Origin of the sequence: Litoribaculum gwangyangense (assembly GCF_039543505.1) — a bacterium.
GTDB lineage: Bacteria > Bacteroidota > Bacteroidia > Flavobacteriales > Flavobacteriaceae > Litoribaculum > Litoribaculum gwangyangense.
The window spans coordinates 674,048-698,615 of the sequence record NZ_BAABJW010000001.1; the positions used below are offsets into that span (position 1 = coordinate 674,048).

The window sequence follows — 24,568 nt, forward strand, 5'->3', positions numbered from 1 at the left end:
AACGAATTAAGTTAAAACAGAAACAAATACATTAACCATAAAATAAAATAACATGAAAAAATTTTTACTAGTATTCACATTTTCTTTAACAGTTTTAACTCAAGTTAACGCACAAGAAATTTCAGAGTTTAAAAAGGAAACCATTGAATTCTTAAAAATCACTGGCGCAGGAGAAGCCTTTGAAAACGCCATTGCTCAAATAGGCGCCATGGTTTCTGAAGAAAATAAAGAGGCTTACACTAAAGAAGCCAATGGAACTTTGGATGGTTTGTACGGTAAAATGGCCGAGTTGTATATGGAAGAATTTACACAAGATGAAATAAAAGAATTGGTCGCGTTTTACAACACCGATTTAGGTAAAAAACTGGCAACAAAACAAATGGGATTAACTCAAAAAGCAATGATGTTTGGTCAATCATGGGGTATGGAAGTACAAGGCATAGCCCAAAAATACAATTAATTATGATTAAACATTTTTTAAGCTTAGAGTGGAAGTCCTTTTTAAGGTCTGCAAGCTTTGGCAAAAGTTTAGGCATTAAAATATTTATGGGGTTTTTGGCTCTTTATTTCATTGCTGTTTTCTTGATTATGGGTGTGGCATTGTACCCAGGATTAAAAAAAGTATTCCCAGATAGTGACCCTTTATTAATTGTAAACAACTATCTTTTTTACTGGATTTTGGCCGATTTGGTTTTTAGGTTTTTTTTCCAAAAACTACCGGTAATGAGTGTAAAACCACTTTTAACCTTGCCCATAAAACGTAGTAAAGTCGTCAATTTTGTATTGGGTAAATCGGCATTATCATTTTTTAATTTTCTGCCTTTATTTGCTGTAGTACCTTTTGGAATAACGCTAATAATAAAAGATTATCCTACCAGCTCTGTTTTAGTTTGGATGTTAGCACTTATTTTGGTTACGTTGATAATCAATTTTTTAAACTTTATTATTGAAAGCTTTTCCGCAGAAACAGAATTATCGTTTCTTCCAATAATACTTTTAACTGGAGGCTTATATGCGCTTAACTATTTCGATATAATATCACTTAGTGATTTGGTTGGAAAGAGTTTTAACGCTATCTACAATTCGCCTTTTTTAATCATAATTCTTATTTTAATTCTAATTGGAACTTACATTTTCAATTTTAAATTACTAAGGCAAAAATTGTTTTTGGATAGCGGGTTAAAAACAAAGATTAAAGAGGTAAATGCATCAAACCTTGAATGGACTAAAAACTTTGGAGATATAGCGCCTTTTATGCAACTGGATTTGAGATTGATTTGGCGCAACAAGCGTACCAAATCATCCGTTTGGATGTTGGTACTTGGTTTACTTTATGGGTTGTTTTTTTATCCACAACCGGTATATCAAGACAAAACGTTTTTCTTTATTTTCATAGGGATTTTTTCAACTGGCATTTTTCTCATCAATTTCGGGCAATTTGTTCCAGCATGGGATAGTGGTTATTATAAACTACTCATGAGTCAGAATATTAAGTACGAACAATACTTAAAATCAAAATTCACCTTAATGGCTGTAAGTGTGGCCCTCTTATTTATTTTAGGAATTCCATACGTGTTTTTTGGATGGAAAATTTTGTTTGCACATTTTGCGGCAGCCATTTACAACATAGGCGTTAACACCCATGTCATACTATGGGGTGGTTCTTTTAACAGAAAGAAAATCGATTTGAGCCAAAAAGCAGCTTTTAATTATCAAGGAACAGGTGCGGTACAATGGCTAATCGGGATACCACTTTTAATATTACCCATGGTTATTTTTGGGCTTTTAAATTGGCTTTTAAGTTTCGAAATAGCCTGTATTGTATTATTGGCAATGGGTATTTTAGGAATTATCTTTCACCAGAAATTTATGAAAACCATCACAGAAAAATATTTGGAATCAAAATATAAGATGATTAGTGCTTTTGATCAAAATAACTAACAAAATAAAATCATGATAACAACATCGAACTTATCAAAAAAATACTCAGGAACGACTGTTTTAAATATAGAATCATTAGAAATTCCAAAAGGACAAAGTTTTGGTTTAGTAGGAAATAATGGTGCTGGAAAAACCACCTACTTTAGCTTGCTTTTAGATTTGATAGAGCCCACAACAGGCTACATAAAAAGTAATGACATCCAAGTTAATGAAAGTGAAGACTGGAAACCTTTTACAGCTGCTTTTATAGACGAAAGCTTTTTAATTGGGTACTTAACTGCCGAAGAATATTTTTATTTTATTGGTGAACTACGTGGGCAAAACAAAGCGGATGTGGATAAGTTGGTATCGCAATTTGAGGACTTTTTTCATGGAGAAATCTTAGGACAGAAAAAATACCTACGTGATTTAAGTAAAGGAAACCAAAAAAAAGCTGGGATTGTAGCGGCTTTAATAGGCAATCCAGAAGTAATTATTTTGGATGAGCCATTCGCCAATTTAGACCCTACAACACAAATTCGGCTTAAAAGTATCATCAAAAATTTGGCAGAAACACAAGGTGTTACGGTTTTAATTTCCAGTCACGATTTATTGCATGTTACCGATGTCTGCGAACGCATTGTGGTTCTCGAAAAGGGCGAAGTGGTTAAAGATTTAAAAACCAGTGCAGCGACTTTGAAGGAATTGGAGGCGCATTTTGCCAATTAGGATTTTAATATAAAGGCTATACATATTTTAGGTTAATTCAAAAAGATGCTTATTTTTACCGTTATATAATAATAACGTGAGTTTTTAGTTATTATTTAGACAAAAAATAACAGCATTGAAATTAACATTTAAAGGCATATTACCTCTTTTATTATCCATTTTTTTGTTGGCTAGTTGCTCTCGAAAAAAAGATAAATTCATAAATCGAAATTTTCATGCGGTCACTGCTGAATTTAATTCACTTTATAATGGTTTTGTAGCTTTAGATGAAGGTAAAAAAAATCTAAACGACGCTTATTTTGATAATTATTGGGAGGTACTGCCCATTGAGCGCATGCAGGTTTTTGAGGACATTGTACTTCCTGGCCAATCAAAAAACGAGAAATTCACTAGAGCTGAAGAGAAAGCAACCAAAGCTATTCAAAAGCATAGCATGAACATTGGTGGGAAAGAAAAAAACCCACAAATAGATGAAGCATATTTGCTTTTAGGGAAGGCTAGATATTTCGATCAACGTTTTATTCCTGCTTTGGAAGCGTTTAACTATATACTTTATAAATACCCAGCCAGTGATAAAATCAATCAAGCAAAAATATGGCGTGAAAAAGCTAATATTCGATTAGATAATAATGAATTGGCCATTAAAAACTTGAAGCGTTTACTTAAGCAAGAAAAACTAGAAAATCAAGATTTAGCCGATGCCACCTCCATTTTGGCACAAGCATATTTAAACACAAAATCTATTGACAGCGCCATTATCCAACTTGAGATTGCATCAAACTTCACAAAAAATAATGATGAACGAGGTCGATATCGTTTTATTCAAGGCCAACTATATAACGAGTTGGGTTATAAAGACAGTGCCAACATCGCTTTTGATAAGGTCATTGAACTAAACAGAAAAACCCCCAGAATTTATTTGATAACGGCTCACCTGGAGAAAATCAAGAATTTTGATTATGAAAACGGCAATAAATTAGAAGCCACAGAATTACTTACTGAACTAGAGGAAAATAGGGAAAACAGACCTTTTTTGGATAAAATTTACCATCAATTCGGTAATTTTTATTTAAATAACAATTCCGATTCATTAGCGGTTGCCTATTATAACAGATCATTGCGCACCAATTCAAGGGATAAAATATTGAAAGCCAAAAACTACGAAACTTTGGGCGATATGAACTTTGATGCATCATTCTATGCTGAAGCTGGCAAGTATTACGATAGCACCATGGCTAATTTTGATCTTAATTCCAAGCCATATAGAGTTATCAAGCGAAAGCGTGATAATTTGGAAGATGTTATTTATTACGAAGCCATAGCCAAAACGAATGATAGTATTTTATCACTTGTAAACTTATCAGAGCCTGAACGTATAGCTTATTTTGAGGCTTTTGTTGAAAGCTTGAAGGCTAAAGCTGAAGAAGAAAAAGAAAAAGCGGAAATTGCCGATCGTAACAGTGGTTTAGCAACTGTAAACAACCCCATTAACAATCAAATACAAAGAGCAGGCGTGCCCAATCAACCCACTGTATTTTACTTTTACAATCCTACAACCGTGGCATATGGTAAAAATGAATTTATTAAGATTTGGGGTGATCGCCCTTTAGAAGACAACTGGCGATGGTCCAGTAAAAATATTGTGGGTGTCGTTGATAATGCAATTTCAACAGATAATTTAATTACTTCAGCTTCTGATGAAGAAAAGTTCGATCCGCAGTTTTATATTTCTAAAATTCCATCCGAAGAAAAAGAAATTGACAGCATTTATAAAGATCGAAATTATGCCTATTACCAGCTAGGATTAATATATAAAGAGAAATTTAAGGAATACGAATTGGCAAAGGATAAACTCCAAAACCTATTAAAAAGCAATCCAGAGGAACGATTGATACTGCCTTCGAAATATAACCTTTTTAAGATTTATGAGTTGTTAGGAGAGAACGACGAGGCTACCATTGCAAAAAACGATATCATTTCAAGGTATCCAGAATCTAGATATGCCAACATTTTAGAAAATCCAGACTTGGTTTCGGAAAAAGATGAAAACAGTCCTGAAAGTCTCTATGAGGCCTTATATATTAAGTATGAAAACCAAGAATATGCAGAGGTTATTTCAAAAAGTGAAGAGCACATCAACACCTTTGATGGAGAACCCATAGTGCCAAAATTCGAATTGTTAAAAGCTACTTCCTTAGGTCGATTAAATGGCTATGAAGCATACGCTAAAGCCATTAATAATTTGGCTGTCACTTATGCTAATACACCAGAGGGAAAACAAGCGCAAAACATCGAGTCAAATATTTTACCTAAATTAGCTAATAAAGATTTTGCCGAAGAAAATGATAGCATATCCAATAATTACAAAGTAGTTTTTAAATTTAACAATGCAGAACCTGAGAAGATAAATGATTTTAAAAGTGCGTTAGATAAGGTTTTGGAAAACATGAGATATTATAAATTAACCGCATCAAAAGATGTTTACAATGCCACTACAACCTTTGTAATTGTACATGGTATAAAAACAGGGACGGTTGCCAAAACGTTTGATCAATTATTAACCAAAGAAGATAAGAAAAAAATAAAAGCCCCTTATTTTGTAGTAACTTCTACAAATTACCAAATCATTCAAATCCATAAAAATTTGGATGCCTATTTGAACTTAAATAATAATTAAACTTAACCGATTATGTTCTCAGAAAACAAAAAAGAAAAGCAAATGACAGATGGCACATCAAACCAAAACATTATAGCCCAAGGCACTAAATTAGTTGGCGATTTCAATAGTGAAGGCGATTTTAGAATAGATGGCGTCATAGAAGGCAATGTTAAAACCACCGGAAAAATAGTTGTAGGTAAAGCAGGTTTCATAAAAGGCACTTTACAAGGAACCGATGCATATTTTGAGGGTAAATTTTCAGGTAAATTAGCTTTGTCAGGCACCTTAACTTTAAAAGCCTCTGCACATATTGAAGGCGAAGTGGTTGTCGGTAAATTAGCTGTAGAACCAGGAGCAACATTCAATGTAACCTGTGTTATGAAAGGAACTGTAAAAGAAATGAATAATGGCGGACAACAGCGAAAAACCGAAACCGAAAAAACAGCTTAAAAACGTTGCTATTCTCATGGGAATTGGACTTCAAATGGGTGTTACCATTTACCTGTTTGTACTTTTAGGAAAATGGTTAGATACAAATTACAACCATGGTGAAAAACTTAACATTATAATCATGACGCTTCTTGGCGTGGCCATTTCACTTTATGCGGTTCTTAAACAAGTTAATAGAATCAAATATTAATGAACAACCCTTTTTTTAGCTTCACTTTAAAAGCAATAGTTGTTTTAAGCCTTTCTTTTGGAATCCATTTATCCATATTAGGTCTTTTGGAGCTACCCTTGTTTGAAAACAGTATCGCATTATCCTACACTGTAAATTTAACTTTAATTATCCTGATTTTTGGAGTGCTTTACATGTTTAAAAAAAAGTATAGAAGTCAATTAGGGTTTTTGTTTTTAGCAGGAAGTTTATTGAAATTCGCTGTTTTTTTTATAGTTTTTCAACCAATCTACAAGCTTGATAATATTATTACTAAGATGGAATTTACAGCTTTTTTCGTTCCTTATGCCATTGGTTTAATATTAGAATCTGTAAGCCTTAGTAAATGGCTTAATGAGTTGGATTAATTACTTTAAAAATTTATAGAATAGTCATAGTTAAAATAAAAAGCAAAATTGTTTTTGTTTTTGAGATAAAAACATACCTTTGCAGCGATTTTTAAGCCACTATTATTTAAAGTGATATGCGAAGAAAAATATCTTTAAAACCAATTACACTTTTACTGTTTTTATTAACTTTTGTTTCTTTTGGACAAGATGACGCCGAACATGTTGGATATGAAGATACGGATAGGGCTTCGGAGGTAAAAGAATATATTCAACACCACTTAAAAGATTCTTACGATTTTAATTTGTTTTCTTACACTACAGACTCTGGTGAGGAAAAGCATTTTGGTTTTCCGCTTCCAGTAATTTTATGGGACAACGGTTTGAAAGTGTTTTCATCATCTAAATTTCATCATGGCGAAGAAGTGGCTGAAGTTGATGGAGGTTTCTACAAAGTTCATCATTCTAAAATATATAAAGTTGAAGGTACGAACGGAGAAATTATTGAAGATGAGCACCATCATGCTATCAATGAAAAACCTTTAGATTTCTCAATCACTAAAAATGTTTTCTTGATATTTTTAGTATTTGGCATCATGTTTTTCATGTTCAGTAGAATGGCTAAAGCTTACAAAAACAACAATGGTATGCCAAAGGGAACTGGTCGTTTCTTAGAACCCATTGTACTGTACGTACGGGATGAAATTGCCATACCAAACATTGGCGAAAAACATTATAAGCGATACATGAGTTATTTGCTGACGGTATTTTTCTTTGTGTGGATTGTAAACCTCTTTGGTTTAACACCTATAGGAATGAATTTAACAAACAACATTGCCGTAACGCTTTGTTTGGCATTGATAACTTATTTAATAACCACCTTTTCAGGAAACAAAAACTATTGGAAACATATTTTTTGGATGCCAGGTGTTCCTGTGCCTATGAAAATAATTTTAGCTCCAATTGAATTATTAGGCACCATCATTAAACCATTCGCATTAATGATTCGTTTATACGCAAACATAACTGCTGGACACGTGGTATTGATGAGTATTATTGGAATGATATTTTTATTTCAAAACTGGATAGGTAGTTCGCTATCATTATTGTTAGCATTTGTTTTGGCTATTTTAGAGTTGCTGGTCGCAGCCTTACAAGCATATATTTTTACCGTGCTTTCAGCATTATACTTTGGTATGGCCGTTGAAGAACATCATGATGAGGCACATTAATAAATTGAATGTTTAATTAATTATATATATTTTATGGAAATTCCAGCTATCGTAGGTGCAGGTTTAGTAGTAATTGGAGCAGGTATTGGTATTGGTAGAATCGGTGGTTCTGCAATGGAGGCAATCGCTCGTCAACCTGAAGCTACAGGAAAAATTCAAACCGCTATGCTTATTGCAGCAGCGTTAATTGAAGGTATTGGTTTCGCCGCTTTATTTGCTGTGAACTAAAACAAATTAAGAAACAGCTATAACGGTTGGTTATAGCTGTTCTTTTTAAATTAAACATAAGTTTTTAGAAATATAAGTTATTATGGGAAAATTATTCGAAGACTTTTCATTAGGGCTGTTTTTTTGGCAAGCAGTTTTGTTTATAGCGTTAATTCTGTTATTAAAGAAATTTGCATGGAAACCTATTTTAGATTCTGTAAATGACAGAGAAGAAGGGATTAAGAATGCATTGGATTCGGCCGAAAAAGCAAAATTGGAAATGCAAAACCTTCAGGCTGATAATCAAAAGTTATTACAAGAGGCTAGAGCAGAACGCGAAGCGATGTTGAAAGATGCTCGTGATATGAAAAACAAGATGATTGAAGATGCTAAGGGAGAAGCCCAAGAGCAAGCCAATAAAATGATTCAACAAGCTCAAGCAGCTATAGAGAGCGAAAAGAAAGCAGCTATTGCTGAGTTAAAAACACAAGTAGCTAACTTATCCATAGATATAGCTGAAAAAGTGGTTCGCGAAGAGCTATCAAATAAAGATAAACAGTTGAAACTAGTTGAAACGATGTTGGGTGAAAAATCATTAAACTAATTCGGTATGTCAAGAGCAGCAATACGTTACGCAAAAGCCGTTTTAAGTTTAGCATCCGATGAAAAATCAGCCGATGTGATAAACAACGACATGCAATTAATTGCCAATACAGTTGCAGAGAATAAAGATTTAAGCGAGATGCTTCAAAGTCCTGTGGTGCCTTCTTCAATAAAAAAATCTGTTTTATTGGAAGTGTTTAAAAAATCAAATAAAACAACTTTGAGTTTAATAGATATTTTAATCCACAACAACAGAATAAATATTTTAGGAGATGTTGCTTTAAAATACAATGAATTGTTCGACCAATCAAAAGGAATAGAGCACGCAACAGTTACAACAGCAGTAGCTTTAACATCAGCTTTAGAAAAGCAAGTGTTGGCTAAAGCTAAAGAAATTTCAGGTAAAGAAGTTGAATTAGAAAACATTATTGATGAAAGCATTTTAGGTGGTTTCATTTTACGAGTTGGCGATGTGCAATACAACGCTAGTGTTTCAAATCAACTTAACAAATTAAAAAGAGAATTTACATTAAACTAAGACTTGCCCTGAGCGCAGTCAAAGGGTCTAAATATTAAATAAAGATGGCAGAAGTAAAACCAGCTGAAATATCAGCAATCTTAAAAAAACAACTTTCAGGTTTTGAAGCAGGTGCTTCATTAGATGAAGTAGGAACCGTATTAACAGTAGGTGATGGTATTGTACGTGCTTACGGATTGGCTAATGCGCAATATGGCGAGTTAGTTGAGTTTGATGGCGGATTGGAAGGTATTGTACTTAACCTTGAAGAAGATAACGTTGGTATTGTATTATTAGGAGCCTCGGTAGGAGTTAGAGAAGGTTCTACAGTAAAACGTACAGGACGTATCGCTTCTATTAATGTAGGTGAAGGTATTGTTGGTCGTGTGGTGGATACTTTAGGAAACCCTATAGATGGAAAAGGTCCAATTTCAGGCAAAACTTACGAAATGCCTCTAGAGCGTAAAGCACCAGGCGTTATTTTCCGTGAGCCTGTAACTGAGCCATTACAAACAGGTATTAAATCCATCGATGCGATGATTCCAGTTGGTCGTGGACAACGTGAGTTGGTTATTGGTGACCGCCAAACTGGTAAAACAACGGTTTGCATCGATACCATATTAAATCAAAAAGAATTTTACGATGCAGGTGAGCCTGTATATTGTATATATGTAGCAGTAGGCCAAAAAGCATCTACTGTAGCAAACATTGCAAAAACTTTGGAAGATAGAGGCGCTTTAGCTTATACAACTATTGTGGCAGCAAACGCATCCGATCCTGCACCAATGCAAGTATACGCGCCTATGGCAGGTGCCGCCATTGGTGAGTATTTTAGAGATACGGGTCGTCCGGCTTTAATTATTTATGATGATTTATCTAAACAAGCGGTTGCTTATCGTGAGGTATCGTTATTATTACGTCGTCCACCAGGACGTGAAGCATATCCTGGAGACGTTTTCTACCTTCACTCTCGTTTATTAGAGCGTTCAGCCAAAGTGATTAATGATGATGATATTGCTAAAGATATGAACGACCTTCCAGATTCGTTAAAGCCTATGGTGAAAGGTGGTGGTTCATTAACAGCCTTACCAATTATTGAAACACAAGCGGGAGACGTTTCTGCATATATTCCAACAAACGTAATTTCTATTACGGATGGTCAGATTTTCTTGGATGGAGATTTATTTAACTCTGGTGTGCGTCCGGCAATTAACGTGGGTATTTCGGTATCTCGTGTGGGGGGTAATGCTCAGATTAAATCCATGAAAAAAGTAGCAGGGACTTTAAAATTAGACCAAGCACAATATCGTGAGTTAGAAGCGTTTGCTAAGTTTGGTTCTGACCTTGATGCGGTGACTTTAAACGTAATTGAAAAAGGAAAACGTAATGTTGAGATTTTAAAACAAGCTCAAAACGATCCATTTACTGTTGAAAATCAAATCGCTATTATATATGCGGGGTCTAAAAACCTATTAAGAGATGTTCCTGTTGAAAAAGTAAAGGAATTTGAACGTGATTACTTAGAATTCTTAAAGGCGAAGCATAGCGATGTTTTAGCAACTTTAAAAGCAGGTAAATTAACCGATGAAGTTACTGATACATTAACAGCAGTAGCAAAAGATTTATCAGGAAAATATAGAGCATAATTAGATTTTAGTGTTGAGTAGTGAATTTTAAAAAGTACACTACTGAATACTCAATACTCAATTCTAAAACATATGGCAAACTTAAAAGAAATACGTAACAGAATTACATCGGTATCTTCAACGATGCAGATTACCAGTGCCATGAAAATGGTATCGGCTGCAAAGTTAAAGAAGGCTCAAGATGCTATTACGGCAATGCGACCTTATGCAGATAAGTTAACCGAGCTTTTACAAAATCTAAGCGCCACTTTAGATGCAGATTCTGGGAGCAAATTTTCTACCCAACGCGAAGTAAAAAGAGTCTTGATTGTAGCTATAACTTCAAACAGAGGATTAGCTGGAGCTTTTAATTCAAACATCATAAAAGAGGTTAATAGGTTAACTTCAAATTATGCAAATCAAGAAGTATCTTATCTCGCCATTGGTAAAAAAGCTAATGACGCTTTCAAGAAAACAAAAAGAGTTATCGCTAATAAAAGTAATGTTTTTGATGATTTAACATTTGATAATGTAGCAGAAATCGCTGAGTTATTAATGGATAAATTTGTTTCTGGTGAGTTTGATAAAATTGAAATTGTTTATAATAAATTCAAAAACGCGGCGACCCAAATAGTTACTACCGAGCAGTTTTTGCCAATTGTTCCAATTGAAGGGGAAGCTAACAATAATGCGGATTATATTTTTGAGCCATCAAAAGAAGAAATTGTTAATCAATTAATTCCTAAATCTTTAAAAACTCAATTATATAAGGGTATTCGAGATTCTTTTGCTTCTGAGCATGGTGCCCGTATGACCGCTATGCATAAAGCAACAGATAACGCTACTGAGTTAAGAGATCAACTTAAATTAACATATAACAAAGCGCGACAAGCAGCCATTACCAATGAAATATTAGAAATCGTTGGTGGAGCCGAAGCCTTAAATAACTAAAATTTTGTTTACTGAATTAGATTCAGTACTTAACATAACATAAAAAAACCTCACAAAAAGTGAGGTTTTTTTATGGCATTAAATTTGAAAATACATCTTTTAAATACTAGTATCATGAAATAATTAAAAAAAATAGCATTCATATTAATGATATCATTAATAACTATGAGTTTTTCTCAATGTAAACATAAATCAAAACTTGAAACCCAAGCACCTCTTGAATTGGGCGAAGTTTATTATAAGAAATGGGTGGTGGAACCAAGAGGTGGTGGCTCTGGAATAAATTTGTTCATCACTATTAAATCCAATATCAATAAAATTGTTCTTGATAGTGTTTATTTTATGGACAAAACAACCAAGCTAGTATACATTAAAGATACACTTGTTATGGGTCGTTTTAAAACATCGACAAACCAGCCAATAGATATTGTTATGAGTAATGAACCTTATGGAGAATATGGGAATAAACTTCCTACAATAATACCTAAATTACCATTTGCATTACATCCAAACGAATGCATTGTAAGTTATAAAACAGATAAAAAAACGAAGTATTTTAAGATTTCAAATATTACGATTAAGCATAATAAATCTAAGGAAGCACCTCTGTAAATCCTTAAAAACATATCTTTGGTTTGCATTTGCTAAAAACGTATTTTTAGCGGTATAAATAGGCAATTCTTGAGCGGACTCAAAACATTATTCAAGCAAACATTTATTTATGGCTTAGCAACCGTACTTCCCAGAATGCTAAGTTTTTTATTGGTAAGATTGCACACCGATGATAGTGTTTTAAAATCGGTTGCAGATTATGGCGATGTATCTTTAATTTTCTCCTACTTTGTTTTGTTCAATGTTATTTTGGCCTATGGAATGGAAACGGCTTTCTTCAGGTTTTTTAACAAGGAAGATGATAAAACCAAAGTAGTTGGCACCTCTACCATTTCACTCATTATCACATCATTACTCTTTTTTGTTTTGGCTTTGGTATTTCAGGATAGTATATCAAAAACCATCGATATAAAAATAGAATACGTTAATCTCGTTATCTGGATTTTATTGTTTGATGCCTTGGTTATCATCCCTTTTGCATGGTTAAGAGCCAATGCAAAACCCATAAAATATGCAGCAATTAAAATATTAAACGTAGCAATTAACTTGGGCTTAAATCTGTTTTTACTGTTATGGTTGAAAGATTTGGCATCAGAATCTTCCGTTTTCGAGTCTATTTATAAACCCAATTTTGAAATCAATTACATTTTTATAGCCAATTTGGTAGCCAGTGGCGTTACTTTATTGCTTATGTTTCCTTTTTACATAAAGATAAAATACACATTCAACAAAACACTTTGGAAGCAAATGATGCGCTATGCATTTCCTGTTTTAATTGCAGGGGTTGCCTTTTCTGTAAATGAAACGTTTGACAGAATTTTATTGGATAAGCTATTACCAGAGAACATTGCTAAAACCGAAATTGGTATGTACTCTGCGTGCTATAAATTAGCTTTGTTTATGACACTTTTTGCAACCGCCTACCGTTTGGGTATAGAACCCTTCTTTTTTAGTCATGCAAAAAGTGAAAACCCTCAAAAAAACTATGCCAGAATCTTGGAATATTTTGTCATTTTTGGTTCCGTTATATTGGTTACCGTAGTTGTTTTCGCCGATGTTTTGAAAGTAATTTTTATAGGGGATGAAGCGTATTGGAAAGCCATGTGGATTGTCCCTATCATACTTCTTGCTAATTTTTGTTTAGGTATTTATCATAATCTTTCTGTTTGGTATAAAATAACCGACAGAACAAAATTCGGTGCTTACATATCTGTTTTTGGGGCTGCAATCACTTTAGCATTAAACTTTTGGTTAATACCTATTTTAAGTTACAAAGGTTCTGCCATAGCCACTTTAACAGCTTATGCACTTATGATGGTTTTATCATATTATTTCGGAAGAAAATATTACCCGATTCCTTATAATTTAAAAAAAATAGTCATGTATTTGTTGGTGTCTATAAGTTTATCGGCATTTATCTTTTATTCAAGATTTAGAGGTAATTATGCTATTGCTGTACCAATGTTAATTGTATTTTTGGGAATTGTTTATTACTCAGAAAGAGAACAAATCAAACTATTGTTAAAACGTTAATTGATTGATGCTTAAGTTATTTAATAAGATGCGAAAACAATTACTCGACGACAATAAAACAGGTCGTTACCTTAAATACGCCGTTGGAGAGATTATTTTAGTTATGATTGGTATTCTTTTGGCATTACAGGTTAATAACTGGAATAATGATAGACAACTAAAAAAAGATGAATTAAAAGTACTTAAAAGTTTAAAAGAAGAGTTTAATGAAAACCTACAAAACTTTGATATAGCCTATAAGTTTCACTTAAATAGAAAAAAAGCCATCGAAACTATTATGGCTATCAACCCAAGAGAACTAACTTTAGATAGCTTAAGAAGTTTAAATCGTAACATAAATGAAAACTACACCTTTGATCCATTTCAAGGGATATATAATTCGGTTATTAATTCAGGAAAAATTGAGTTGGTTTCCAACGATTCATTAAAACTCAAAATCGCAAGGTTTCAGGATTTGTTAAATGATTATAAAGAGGAAGAAACGAACACCATGTTGTTTACTCAGAGTAATCTCTATCCTTTCCAGCTGGATAATTCAAAAATGAAATTCAAAATTTTTTATTCCTCAGTGGAAGGTTCTGAAGTTGAAAAAATGGAATTTAAACAAAATTTGATTGAATTATTAGAATCAGAAAAATATGAAAACCTATTGATTTATATCTATAGCTATATGAACAGTATTTTCATTGAAGGACCAGATTTACGCGAAGAAATGCTAGCCATTATCAATATTTTACAATCAGAAATAGAAAAACATGAAAATTAGAATTATTAATAAATCCCATAGCGAATTACCACATTACGAAACCGTCGCTTCAGCAGGAATGGATTTACGTGCCAGTATTTCTGAACCTAGAGTTTTAAAGCCTTTAGAGCGCACCATAGTTGGTACGGGACTATTTATGGAATTGCCTATTGGGTTTGAAGCACAAGTACGTCCAAGAAGTGGGTTAGCAGCAAAAAAAGGAATCACCGTTTTAAATGCGCCAGGAACCATTGATGCTGATTATAGAGGTGAAATAGGGGTGATTTTAGTAAATCTGTCAAATGAAGACTTCACTATTCAAAATGGCGAACGCATTGCGCAATTAGTTATTGCGAAACACGAACGTGCTGAATGGATTGAAGTAGAAGGATTATCTGAAACTTTACGTGGAGAAGGTGGTTTCGGAAGTACAGGAGTGAAATGATTGACTATTTTTGATTTCACGATACAAAAAACATTTATGAATTCGTGGCAAAAGCGAATAAACAACAAGCAAATAAACAACTCAACTTTAAAGAATGAAAATAATAGTACCTATGGCGGGAAGGGGATCTCGCTTGAGACCTCATAGTTTAACTGTACCAAAACCATTAATTCCAGTTGCGGGGCAACCCATTGTACATAGATTAGTAAAAGATATCGCTAAAGTTTTAAAACAACCCATTGAGGAAATTGCATTTGTTTTAGGGGATCCAGCTTGGTTTGGTGATGATGTGGTGTCTAGTTTGCAAGATTTGTCAAAAAGCTTAGGTGCCAAAGCCACTATTTACCGTCAAGACCTACCATTGGGAACGGGTCATGCCATTATGTGTGCTAAGCCATCACTGTCAGGTTCAGCGGTTATTGCTTATGCCGACACCCTCATTAGAGCTGAATTTGATTTAGACCCAATGGCAGACAGCGTTATTTGGACAAAGGAAGTAGATAATCCCGAAGCTTACGGTGTGGTAAAATTAAATGACAAAAATGAAATTGTCGAATTGGTTGAAAAGCCAAAATCATTTGTAAGTAATCAAGCAGTAATTGGTATTTACTATTTTAAAGACGTTGCTGTTTTAAAGGAAAAATTACAAGAAATTTTGGACGAGAACGTTATGAATGGAGGTGAATACCAAATTAATGATGGTATAAAACGGATGATGGCAGACGGTAAAATTTTTAAAACGGGCACCGTTGATGAGTGGATGGACTGCGGGAATAAAGCTATTACCATTGAGACTAATCAGCGTATGTTAGGTTTTTTAAAATCTGATGGTGAGGAGCAATTGGTAGCTTCATCAGCTAAATTGGAGAATTCTAAAATCATTGAACCTTGTTTTATTGGAGAAAATGTGGTACTAAAAAATACAACAGTTGGCCCTTTTGTTTCTGTTGGAAATGGGACGATAATAGAAAATTCAACCGTTAAAAATAGCTTAATACAAACTTATACAACCATAAAAAATGCTAATTTAGATAACGCTATGATTGGCAATCATGTGGAATTTAATGGCGAATTCACGAGCATCAGTATTGGCGATTATTCTGTTTTGGAATAATTTACAGCAAAAGCAAGAATGTTATTGGTTTTAACTAAGAAAATCAGTTGTATACTGAGCTTATCGAAGCATCAAAATAAAAAATGAAAAAACAAATCTACAGCCTACTTTTTCTTATCGGAATTTTAATAATTCCTCAATCAAACTTTGCCCAAAACGATGACTTAGGAAACAACGACGACCAATTTCAAGAGCTTTTCTATGAAGCTTTAAAACAAAAAGGCATTGAAAATTATGATCGATCTGTTGAAGCACTTTTAAAATGTATTGATATTGATAATTCGGTACCTGTTTTATATTTCGAATTGGGTAAAAACTACAACAAACTCAAAAATTTTGGAGCTGCCGAAGACGCATTAAAAAAAGCGGTTTATAAAGACCCCGATAACGAATGGTTTCTGGATGAATTATATGGTTTTTATGTAACGCAAAACGACTTAGATAAAGCTATAAATACAGTTATGCAATTGGTTCAATACCATCCAGATTATAGAGAAGATTTAGCATCACTTTATTTAAAAACCGAAAAATTTGATGAAGCGCTAGAGATTTTAGATGAATTGGATGAAGAATTTGGAATTTCACTTTCCCGCGACATGATGCGAAATAGAATTTATGAAGTTACTGGTAGAAAAAAAGATCAAATCAAAAACTTAGAAGAGCGTGTTGAAAACAACCCAGATAAAGAATCCAATTATTTAGCGCTCATTTTCCGATACAGTGAAAATAATGAAAAAGATAAAGCTTTTGAAACCGCCAAAGAACTCTTAAAAATAAATCCAGAATCCCAGTTAGTTCATTTGGCTCTTTACAAATTTTATTTAGATGATAACGATGCTGAAAAAGCCATTGAATCTATGAAAATTGTGGTTAGAAGCAATGAAATTAAACCAGAGGCAAAACTTAAAGTATTAACCGATTTTGTACAATTTGTTGAAGAAAACCCCCAATATGAAGCCGATTTGGTGGAAGCAACAACCTTGGTTAGCGACACTAATAACAGTAAAACACTTATTGAATTGGGGCAATACCACCTAGCAAAAAATAACAAAGCCAAAGCATTGGATTATTTTGAAACTGCTTTACAACTGGAACCCGAAAACTTTAATGTGTTGCGTAATGTGTTATTGTTATACATAGATTTAAAAAAATACGATATAGCTAATGAAAAAAGTGCCCAAGCACTTGAAAAATATCCTTCACAACCTTTGTTTTACCTAGTAAATGGTGTGGCGCTTAACGAGTTAAACCAACCCAAAAAAGCCATTGAATCTTTAGAAATGGGGTTGGATTACATTATTGATAACACCAAAATGGAGGTCGATTTTTATAATCAACTCAGTAAAGCTTACACCTTGTCGAACAATACCGATAAAGCAAAAACGTTTAGTGATAAAGCAAAACAAATAGAAATTTCAAATTAATGAATATACGCTCCAAACTCATTTTAGTCTCATTGGTGTTTTTTTTGTTTCATTGTAAATCGGCAAAAACCATTGTCAATGGTGAAGCCAATTTCAACCTTTCTACAAAGCAATTAATAAAAGAAAATGCAAAACAATCGCCTTCTTTTAATACGTTTCAATCCAAACTCAAAATAACCCTTGACCAAAATGGAAAAATACAATCTCATACGGTTAATTTTAGAGCTAAAAAAGACGAAATGTTGTGGATTAACGCTTCATTTTCTGTTATTAGGGCTTTAGTAACACCTGAGAAAGTCAGTTTTTATAATAAGTTGGATAACACATATTTTGATGGCAATTATAAATATTTAAGTGATTTATTAGGCGCGGAACTGGATTTTCAAAAAGTCCAAAATCTATTGATGGGAGAAACCATCTATAATTTAAAAGATGGTGATTACAAGGCGTCAGTGGATGATGGAAAATACATTGTTCAACCAAAAAAACAACGCGAGCTGTTTGAGATTTTCTTTTTGTTGGACCCTTCACTTTTTAAAGTGAAATCGCAACAAATTACACAACCCAAGGAAAAGAGACATCTACAAATAGATTACTTAACGTATCAAGAAGTTGATAAACAAATTTTACCCGAAAACATCAAAGTGATTGCTGTTGAAGGTAATGAAGAAATCATCTTAGGTTTAGAATTTAAGGGCATTACCTTAAATGAAGATTTACGGTTTCCGTTTAAAATACCATCAGGATTTAAAGAAATTGAGCTTTAATGAGAAGTTGTCAAAAAAAATATAAAATAGTATTCTTACTTGGTTTCTTACTGTTCACTAGTGTTTCTTTTTCTCAAAATAATAAACAAAAAGAATTAGAAACTAGAAGACTGGAACTGCGCAGAGAGATTCAAAAAATAAACGAATTACGTGCCGAAAACAAATCAAAAGAAAAATCGGAATTATCTCTTATTGAAAATTTTAATTATAAGATAAACGTGTTGTCCAATTTAATTAAAGTAACCAATCAGCAAGCCAATTTATTAACCCGAGAGATTAATTCAAATCAAAAAAAGATAACCGATTTACGTGACGAATTAAAGGAGCTAAAAGGTGATTATGCCGCTATGATTGTAAAATCATACAAAAGTAAAAACCAACAAAGTAGGATCATGTTTTTACTGTCCTCAAATGACTTTAAACAAGCCTATAAACGTTTACAATACATTAAGCAATATTCCGATCACCAAAAACAACAAGGTGAAACCATAAAAACTAAAACTATTGAATTACAAGAAACCAATAGCAGCTTATTAAAACAACAAGAGGAAAAGAAAAAGTTAATTGCCGAAAACAGAGATGTTCAAAAATCTTTAGAAGTTGAAAGAAAAGAGCATGAAGCTTTAATGAAGTCTATTCAAAGTAACTTAAGTAAGTACACTGCACAAATAAGAAGCAAGCAAAGAGAAGTCGATAGAATTGATGCCGAGATTGATAAAATAATTGCAGAGGCCATAGCAAAATCCAATGAAAAAGCAGGCAAAAGCTCCAGCTCCAGCACATTTGCATTAACGCCTGAAGAGAAGATTTTAGCATCAAATTTTACTTCCAATAAAGGTAAGTTGCCTTGGCCTGTTGAAAAGGGGTATGTTACTCTTGGATATGGTTCTCAACCATCTCCTATCAATAAATCATTAACCATAAAAAGTAATGGTGTAAGAATTGCTACCGAAAAGGGTGCTAAGGTAATGGCAGTTTTTAATGGTGAAGTTACTAAGGTCATAAATTTAAAAAATGCCAATCCTTTTGTAATGATACGTCATGGTAACTACTATACAGTCTATAAAAATCTTTCTAAAGTATATGTGAAAGAGGGCGATAAAGTATCAACAAAACAAGCTATTGGAGAAATATTTACAAATCCTTCAAACGGCGAAACTATTTTCAGTTTCATAATCTATAAAGATGGTGCAACACAAAACCCGGCGAGTTGGATTTATAAAATGTGACACTTTGCATCATCCTGAACGTGTTTCAGGATTTTATTACATAAATAAAGCCTTTAACTCAGTTGCATCATTAGGTTTTATTTTTCCGGCTAGCAACAAGCTTAGTTGTTTTCTTCTTAAAGCAGCATCAAAACGCTCTTTTTCTAAATCAGTTTGAGGAGTTACTTCAGGCACCGTGGTAGGACGACCTGTCTCATCAACAGCCACAAAGGTATAAATAGCTTCATTTGCTTTTGTTTTATTTCCAGATTCACGGTCTTCTATCCAAACATCAATAAACACTTCCATAGATGTTTTGAAAGCCCTAGAAACTTTTGCTTCAACGGTTACTACACTACCCAATGGTACAGCTCTATTAAATGCGACATGATTTACCGAAGCTGTAACCACAATGCGTCTACTATGTCTTCTAGCTGAAATGCTAGCAGCACGATCCATACGCGCTAACAGCTCACCACCAAATAAATTATTTAAAGGATTGGTCTCACCAGGTAAGACCATATCGGTCATTATTGTTCTAGATTGTTCGGGAGTTTTTCCTTGCATTATGGTAGATGTTGATAATGCAACAAATATAAAGCGTTTTGGAATATTAGTATTCTTAAAAACAAACTTATTACTTGCTAGTTTTCTACTTTTACAATTCTAGGTTTACTATTAAGCGAGAAATTAGGTTGAGTTTTCAATTTTTTTTGAACTGCTTCTAGGGTGTTAAATTTTTCAGTGTATACAAAATACCTAGCGCTATTACCATGAAAGAAGAAACCTGCATTGGTTATCCCTTCGGAGTGCAACTTTTCCATAAAAGCGTCTCTTTCAGATGGTTCAGAGTAAGTATTTAATATAATATAGTAGCCGTTTTCTAAATTAGAAACACCTCTAACGATTTGAATGATATTAGCGTTTTCAGGGGGGCTTTTGATATTAGTATTGATAGTTTCCGAACTCAGATTAGTAGTTTCTTTTTCAGACGCGTCGATAGAGTTTTCATTAGATGATTCAGTTTCAAATTTTGTTTTTGAAGGAGAAAGGATTTGACTGGTTTTAGATTCTATTTTAATCCAAGCGTCTTTGTTGTGGGTTTTTCTAATTTCGCGAATCGCTTTTAGAGCATCAGTTCCCGTTTCGTGACTACTGTAAATCACCTCATACAAGCCAAATTTATTTAAACCAATAATTCTTGCATTATAGCCAAGTTCTCTAAGTTGATTAACCTTTTTTTCAGAATTTTCTTTAATCCTAAATGCACCAGCAACAATATGATAATTACCAGTTTGTTTAGTTACATTTAAGGTAACAGCGGGAAGTGGATTAAGATTAAAAGTTGCTTCCTGTATTTTGGTTTCTAATTGTTTTGCGGCTTCTAATTGCGCTAATTGATTATGTTTCTCAATTTGATTGACATAATAGTTTGAAGCCACAGATCCACCAATGGTTAAAGCAATTAGGGCAACTGCAGCATATCTTAAATAAAGTCGTGGTTTCCTTTTTTCTGGTGTAACTGTTATAGGAATTACTTTTTCAATGGTTTCCACTTCTTTTTTGTATGCCTCACGATTAACTTGTGGTGACACAAATTGTGATAAGCCAAAAGAATCTGTTAAATAATTAAGATGATAAGAGGGCTCAAATAAAATCTTACCTTCATTATTGAAAACAATGTCGCCAATATTTTTAAAGGTAAGTGTTTCACCTTGGGTTAAATAAGATTTTAATATTTTAACACGTTTAGCAATTTTTTTGTTGGCAGTTTCAAAAGGTATTTTCTCTACATCAGCAATATAATTAGCTAATAGGCCATCATTTTTTTGAATTTGCTCGTTAAAAGACACCATTTTTTTAGGAGCAAAAAATGTATTCGATGCATCATCGATAGTTGCGGGGCTATTTTGTGTTAAAAAAGCACCAAAATCAGGGATGGTGACGCACTCGTATCTGTAAAGTAAATCGCTTATGTAGGTTTCTAATTGCATAAAAACAAAGTTAAAATTTTTTGCTTTTAGATAAAATTTAGGGTGAAGTATTTATTAACAATAGGAAATGCTGAAATTTTAAGCTTCAATATTTGAGTAAAAATTCTTTTATTGCAACTTTAAAATCAAGGATGAAATGACAGAAAATGATTTGCTTTACACTTTAGCGTTGCAACATATACCCAATATTGGCGATATTATTGCAAAACGCTTAATAAATCATTGTGGCTCTGCAGAAGGGGTTTTAAAAGAAAAAAAGCAAAACCTAGCTAAAATTGGTGGTATTGGAAGTGTTATTTTAAGGGATTTGTATAACACTGAACATTTGAAAGAAGCCGAAAAAGAGATTGAGTTCATAAAATCAAATAACATTAAAGTTTCTTATTTCGAAGAGAATGATTATCCAAATAAATTAAAACATTGCATTGATGCCCCTATTTTGTTATTTCAAGTAGGGAATATAAATTTGAAACAACAACACATAATAAGTATTGTTGGAACACGAAAAATAACCACAATTGGCATAGCATTTTGCGAAGCTTTAGTTGAAAATCTAACGCCTTATAATCCTGTAATAATCTCAGGATTTGCCTATGGAACTGATATTACTGCCCATAAAGCAGCCATTAAAAACAATTTGCAAACTATTGCATGTTTAGCACATGGATTGAACACAATTTATCCCCATGTACATAAAAAATATATGCTAGATGTAGAAAAAAACGGTGGCTTTTTCACTGACTTTTGGAGTACAGATAATTTTGATAGAAATAATTTTTTAAAACGAAACAGGATTATTGCAGGATTAAGTGAAGCTACTATTGTAATTGAATCTGCCGAAAAAGGAGGTAGTTTGGTTACAGCAGACATTGCGAATTCATATGATAGAGAAGTGTTTGCTGTACCTGGAAGAATTACTGATGCACAAAGTGTTGGCTGTAATAATTTAATAAAACACCAAAAAGCACATATGTTAACCACACCATTAGATGTACCTTATATTTTAAATTGGAAGTTAGAAAATGATAAAAAACCATTGGTACAAAAGCAATTGTTTGTAGAGTTGGATACTACCGAAAAAACGATATATAACTACTTAAAAGAAACTGAAAAACAAGAGTTAGACGTCATTGCAATTAATTGTAACCTACCTATTTTTAAGGTAAGCAGTTCGTTGTTAAACATGGAATTAAAAGGCGTGATTAGACCGTTACCAGGAAAATTATTTGAAGTTATTTAGATTTTCTGATTAGCTGAATAAAATGTGCGGTTGAAAGCAAAAAAATGATTATAGCCACTATGGTTAACCAATCGAAACCGTTTTCAGATAGAAATCTTGAAACAATAATCAATAGCATAGCTAACATAGTTAGGATTGGTGATAAATATTCTTTTCTCATTTTAATACCCTACCTTCTCTCTAACTCTTTTCAAAACAGCATTGGCAACTAACTTTGCTTTTTCAGCACCAACAGCCAACGATTTATCAATTTCGTTAAAATTATTCATGTAATAATTGTATCGCTCGCGTTGTGTTGCAAATTTTTCAACAATCAACTCAAATAGGGCTTGTTTTGCATGGCCATAACCATAACCTCCTTTTTCATAGTTAGCTTTCATAGTTTCAATTTGCGCTTCATTAGCCAACAGACTATAAATAGCAAAACAGTTACAGCTTTTCCAATCTTTAGGGTCTTCAAGAGGGGTGCTATCAGTTTCTATGCTCATAATTTGCTTGCGTAGCTTTTTATCATCTAAAAAAATATTAATGATGTTATTTCTACTTTTACTCATTTTTTCACCATCCGTTCCAGGTATAAGCATGGTGTTTTTTTGAACTTTGGCCTTGGGTAACACAAAGGTTTCCCCCGCTTTAGCATGAAAACGCGAAGCTACATCGCGGGTCATTTCAATATGTTGCTCTTGGTCTTTTCCAACAGGAATTATTTCTGCATCATACAATAAAATATCGGCAGCCATGAGCATTGGGTAAGTAAATAAACCTGAGTTTACATCTTCCAACCTATCGGCTTTATCTTTAAAACTATGGGCAAGTGTTAAGCGCTGGTATGGAAAAAAACAACTTAAATACCATGATAATTCGGTTACTTGTGGCACATCGCTTTGTCTGTAAAATACGGTTTTATCAATATCCAATCCAAAAGCTAACCATGTTGCCGCGGTAGAGTAAGTATTGTAGCGCAAGTTCTCTGCATCTTTGATTTGTGTTAACGTATGCAGGTTTGCGATGAATAAATACGAATCATTTTCAGGGTTTTTTGCCATTTCAATAGCTGGCATAATGGCGCCTAAAATATTTCCTAAATGTGGTGTCCCTGTGCTTTGTATGCCTGTGAGTATTCTTGCCATAATTTTATTCCCAAGAAAGTGGGAATCCCATAAAGTTAATCTTATATTTTCTTCTTCGAACAAAGGTAATTTTTTTAATAGAATAGCTCAATACAAATACGTATTTTTGGACTACAATGAGGATTTTTAAATATATTTTCTGGATACTTTACCGCATTTGGTTTTACATATTAGTTGCACTTCCAATACTGGTTTTGTTTCCTTTACTTTTGGTTTCTATACTTAAAGAGTCCTGGTACCCTTTCTTTTTTAAACTTGCACGCTTTTGGGCAAAATTTATTTTAATAGGTATGGGCTTTATTTATAAAACTGAACGTGAGCAAACTCCAGATGTTAAAAAAAGCTATATGTTTATTGCTAACCATACCTCAATGACCGATATCATGTTGATGTTGGTTTCGGTTAAAAATCCGTTTGTGTTTGTTGGAAAAAAGGAGTTGGCTAAAATTCCTCTTTTTGGGTTCTTCTACAAGCGAACCTGTATTTTGGTAGATAGGAGTTCTCCTAAAAGTAGGCAAGCAGTATTTTTAAGAGCTCAAAAACGATTAAAAGCTGGGGTAAGTATATGCATTTTCCCAGAAGGAGGAGTCCCAGAAGAGCATATTTTATTAGATGAATTCAAAGATGGAGCGTTCAGGCTAGCCATAAACCACCAAATACCTATTGTTCCAATAACCTTTGCCGATAATAAAAAACGATTTTCATATACGTTTTTTAGTGGAGGTCCCGGAAAAATGAGAGCTAAAATTCATAAATTTTTGTCAACTAAAGGATTGTCTATTAATGATACTAAAATTCTAAATGATAGGGCGCGAAGTATTATTTTGGAGGAATTAAAAGTATTTAATAAATAAAAAACTGCTTCGGGGAGAAGCAGTTTTTTTAATATGTGTTTTAGAGCTTAATTA

26 protein-coding genes are annotated in these 24,568 nt (G+C 33.3%); 23 read left to right on the forward strand and 3 right to left on the reverse strand.

Features of this window, described 5'->3' with window-relative positions; genetic code table 11:
* The first annotated feature begins 52 nt into the window (after positions 1 to 52).
* From ABD963_RS02920 to ABD963_RS03020, 21 genes are all read left to right on the forward strand, one after another.
* Complete coding sequence (locus ABD963_RS02920; RefSeq protein ID WP_345275438.1) at positions 53 to 460, forward strand: DUF2059 domain-containing protein; 408 nt, start codon at positions 53 to 55, stop codon at positions 458 to 460.
* Between the two features lie 2 nt (positions 461 to 462).
* A complete protein-coding gene (locus ABD963_RS02925; protein WP_345275439.1) occupies positions 463 to 1,941 on the forward strand; it encodes a DUF5687 family protein in 1,479 nt (492 codons plus the stop codon).
* A gap of 12 nt (positions 1,942 to 1,953) precedes the next feature.
* Positions 1,954 to 2,649: an ABC transporter ATP-binding protein gene (locus ABD963_RS02930; protein ID WP_345275440.1), complete on the forward strand. Its 696-nt coding sequence runs from the start codon at positions 1,954 to 1,956 to the stop codon at positions 2,647 to 2,649.
* Between the two features lie 115 nt (positions 2,650 to 2,764).
* A complete protein-coding gene (gene porW / locus ABD963_RS02935; RefSeq protein ID WP_345275441.1) occupies positions 2,765 to 5,326 on the forward strand; it encodes a type IX secretion system periplasmic lipoprotein PorW/SprE in 2,562 nt (853 codons plus the stop codon).
* A 12-nt stretch (positions 5,327 to 5,338) separates the two neighbouring features.
* Positions 5,339 to 5,758 carry a bactofilin family protein gene (locus ABD963_RS02940; protein WP_345275442.1) on the forward strand — a complete coding sequence of 140 codons (420 nt, stop codon included), beginning with the start codon at positions 5,339 to 5,341 and terminating at the stop codon, positions 5,756 to 5,758.
* A gap of 16 nt (positions 5,759 to 5,774) precedes the next feature.
* The gene (locus tag ABD963_RS02945; protein ID WP_345275443.1) at positions 5,775 to 5,948 is read left to right on the forward strand and encodes an AtpZ/AtpI family protein; all 174 of its coding nucleotides are present in this window, start codon (positions 5,775 to 5,777) and stop codon (positions 5,946 to 5,948) included.
* Positions 5,948 to 6,334, forward strand: a complete 387-nt coding sequence (locus ABD963_RS02950; protein ID WP_345275444.1) for a hypothetical protein — start codon at positions 5,948 to 5,950, stop codon at positions 6,332 to 6,334. Before ABD963_RS02945 ends, ABD963_RS02950 begins: the two co-directional genes overlap by 1 nt.
* Positions 6,335 to 6,450: 116 nt before the next feature.
* Positions 6,451 to 7,545, forward strand: a complete 1,095-nt coding sequence (gene atpB, locus ABD963_RS02955) for a F0F1 ATP synthase subunit A (protein WP_345275445.1) — start codon at positions 6,451 to 6,453, stop codon at positions 7,543 to 7,545.
* Positions 7,546 to 7,578: 33 nt separating this feature from the next.
* Entirely contained in the window at positions 7,579 to 7,773 is a 195-nt protein-coding gene (gene atpE / locus ABD963_RS02960) for an ATP synthase F0 subunit C (RefSeq protein WP_104735064.1), read from the forward strand.
* Between the two features lie 82 nt (positions 7,774 to 7,855).
* Positions 7,856 to 8,356: a F0F1 ATP synthase subunit B gene (locus tag ABD963_RS02965; RefSeq protein WP_345275446.1), complete on the forward strand. Its 501-nt coding sequence runs from the start codon at positions 7,856 to 7,858 to the stop codon at positions 8,354 to 8,356.
* A 6-nt stretch (positions 8,357 to 8,362) separates the two neighbouring features.
* Positions 8,363 to 8,893, forward strand: a complete 531-nt coding sequence (gene atpH / locus ABD963_RS02970) for an ATP synthase F1 subunit delta (protein ID WP_345275447.1) — start codon at positions 8,363 to 8,365, stop codon at positions 8,891 to 8,893.
* 44 nt (positions 8,894 to 8,937) lie between these two features.
* Positions 8,938 to 10,518 (forward strand): F0F1 ATP synthase subunit alpha, encoded by a 1,581-nt coding sequence (atpA, locus tag ABD963_RS02975; RefSeq protein ID WP_345275448.1) that lies wholly within the window; start codon positions 8,938 to 8,940, stop codon positions 10,516 to 10,518.
* Positions 10,519 to 10,590: 72 nt separating this feature from the next.
* On the forward strand, positions 10,591 to 11,448 hold the full coding sequence (atpG, locus tag ABD963_RS02980; RefSeq protein WP_345275449.1) for an ATP synthase F1 subunit gamma: 858 nt from the start codon (positions 10,591 to 10,593) through the stop codon (positions 11,446 to 11,448).
* 147 nt (positions 11,449 to 11,595) lie between these two features.
* Complete coding sequence (locus tag ABD963_RS02985; protein ID WP_345275450.1) at positions 11,596 to 12,060, forward strand: hypothetical protein; 465 nt, start codon at positions 11,596 to 11,598, stop codon at positions 12,058 to 12,060.
* A gap of 69 nt (positions 12,061 to 12,129) precedes the next feature.
* Positions 12,130 to 13,593, forward strand: coding sequence for an oligosaccharide flippase family protein (locus tag ABD963_RS02990; RefSeq protein ID WP_345275451.1), 1,464 nt, complete (start codon positions 12,130 to 12,132; stop codon positions 13,591 to 13,593).
* A 7-nt stretch (positions 13,594 to 13,600) separates the two neighbouring features.
* Positions 13,601 to 14,359, forward strand: coding sequence for a DUF6090 family protein (locus tag ABD963_RS02995; RefSeq protein WP_345275452.1), 759 nt, complete (start codon positions 13,601 to 13,603; stop codon positions 14,357 to 14,359).
* Positions 14,349 to 14,783: a dUTP diphosphatase gene (dut, locus tag ABD963_RS03000; RefSeq protein WP_345275453.1), complete on the forward strand. Its 435-nt coding sequence runs from the start codon at positions 14,349 to 14,351 to the stop codon at positions 14,781 to 14,783. The genes ABD963_RS02995 and dut overlap by 11 nt, the downstream gene beginning before the upstream one ends.
* Before the next feature lie 94 nt (positions 14,784 to 14,877).
* Complete coding sequence (locus tag ABD963_RS03005) at positions 14,878 to 15,897, forward strand: sugar phosphate nucleotidyltransferase (protein WP_345275454.1); 1,020 nt, start codon at positions 14,878 to 14,880, stop codon at positions 15,895 to 15,897.
* 83 nt (positions 15,898 to 15,980) lie between these two features.
* Positions 15,981 to 17,321 (forward strand): tetratricopeptide repeat protein, encoded by a 1,341-nt coding sequence (locus ABD963_RS03010; RefSeq protein ID WP_345275455.1) that lies wholly within the window; start codon positions 15,981 to 15,983, stop codon positions 17,319 to 17,321.
* Positions 17,321 to 18,088, forward strand: coding sequence for a lipoprotein insertase outer membrane protein LolB1 (gene lolB1 / locus ABD963_RS03015; RefSeq protein WP_345275456.1), 768 nt, complete (start codon positions 17,321 to 17,323; stop codon positions 18,086 to 18,088). Before ABD963_RS03010 ends, lolB1 begins: the two co-directional genes overlap by 1 nt.
* The gene (locus ABD963_RS03020) at positions 18,088 to 19,317 is read left to right on the forward strand and encodes a murein hydrolase activator EnvC family protein (RefSeq protein ID WP_345275457.1); all 1,230 of its coding nucleotides are present in this window, start codon (positions 18,088 to 18,090) and stop codon (positions 19,315 to 19,317) included. The genes lolB1 and ABD963_RS03020 overlap by 1 nt, the downstream gene beginning before the upstream one ends.
* A gap of 36 nt (positions 19,318 to 19,353) precedes the next feature.
* Here ABD963_RS03020 and ABD963_RS03025 read toward each other — a convergent pair whose 3' ends face one another.
* The gene (locus ABD963_RS03025; RefSeq protein WP_345275458.1) at positions 19,354 to 19,863 is read right to left on the reverse strand and encodes an acyl-CoA thioesterase; all 510 of its coding nucleotides are present in this window, start codon (positions 19,861 to 19,863) and stop codon (positions 19,354 to 19,356) included.
* A 77-nt stretch (positions 19,864 to 19,940) separates the two neighbouring features.
* Complete coding sequence (locus ABD963_RS03030) at positions 19,941 to 21,290, reverse strand: HU domain-containing protein (protein WP_345275459.1); 1,350 nt, start codon at positions 21,288 to 21,290, stop codon at positions 19,941 to 19,943.
* Between the two features lie 136 nt (positions 21,291 to 21,426).
* On the opposite strand from ABD963_RS03030, the gene dprA reads away from it, so the two are divergent.
* Positions 21,427 to 22,530, forward strand: a complete 1,104-nt coding sequence (gene dprA, locus ABD963_RS03035) for a DNA-processing protein DprA (protein WP_345275460.1) — start codon at positions 21,427 to 21,429, stop codon at positions 22,528 to 22,530.
* A gap of 161 nt (positions 22,531 to 22,691) precedes the next feature.
* Here dprA and trpS read toward each other — a convergent pair whose 3' ends face one another.
* Positions 22,692 to 23,660, reverse strand: coding sequence for a tryptophan--tRNA ligase (gene trpS, locus ABD963_RS03040; protein ID WP_345275461.1), 969 nt, complete (start codon positions 23,658 to 23,660; stop codon positions 22,692 to 22,694).
* 116 nt (positions 23,661 to 23,776) lie between these two features.
* Here trpS and ABD963_RS03045 point away from each other — a divergent pair, with 116 nt between their 5' ends.
* Entirely contained in the window at positions 23,777 to 24,514 is a 738-nt protein-coding gene (locus ABD963_RS03045) for a lysophospholipid acyltransferase family protein (RefSeq protein WP_345275462.1), read from the forward strand.
* Positions 24,515 to 24,568: the final 54 nt, after the last annotated feature.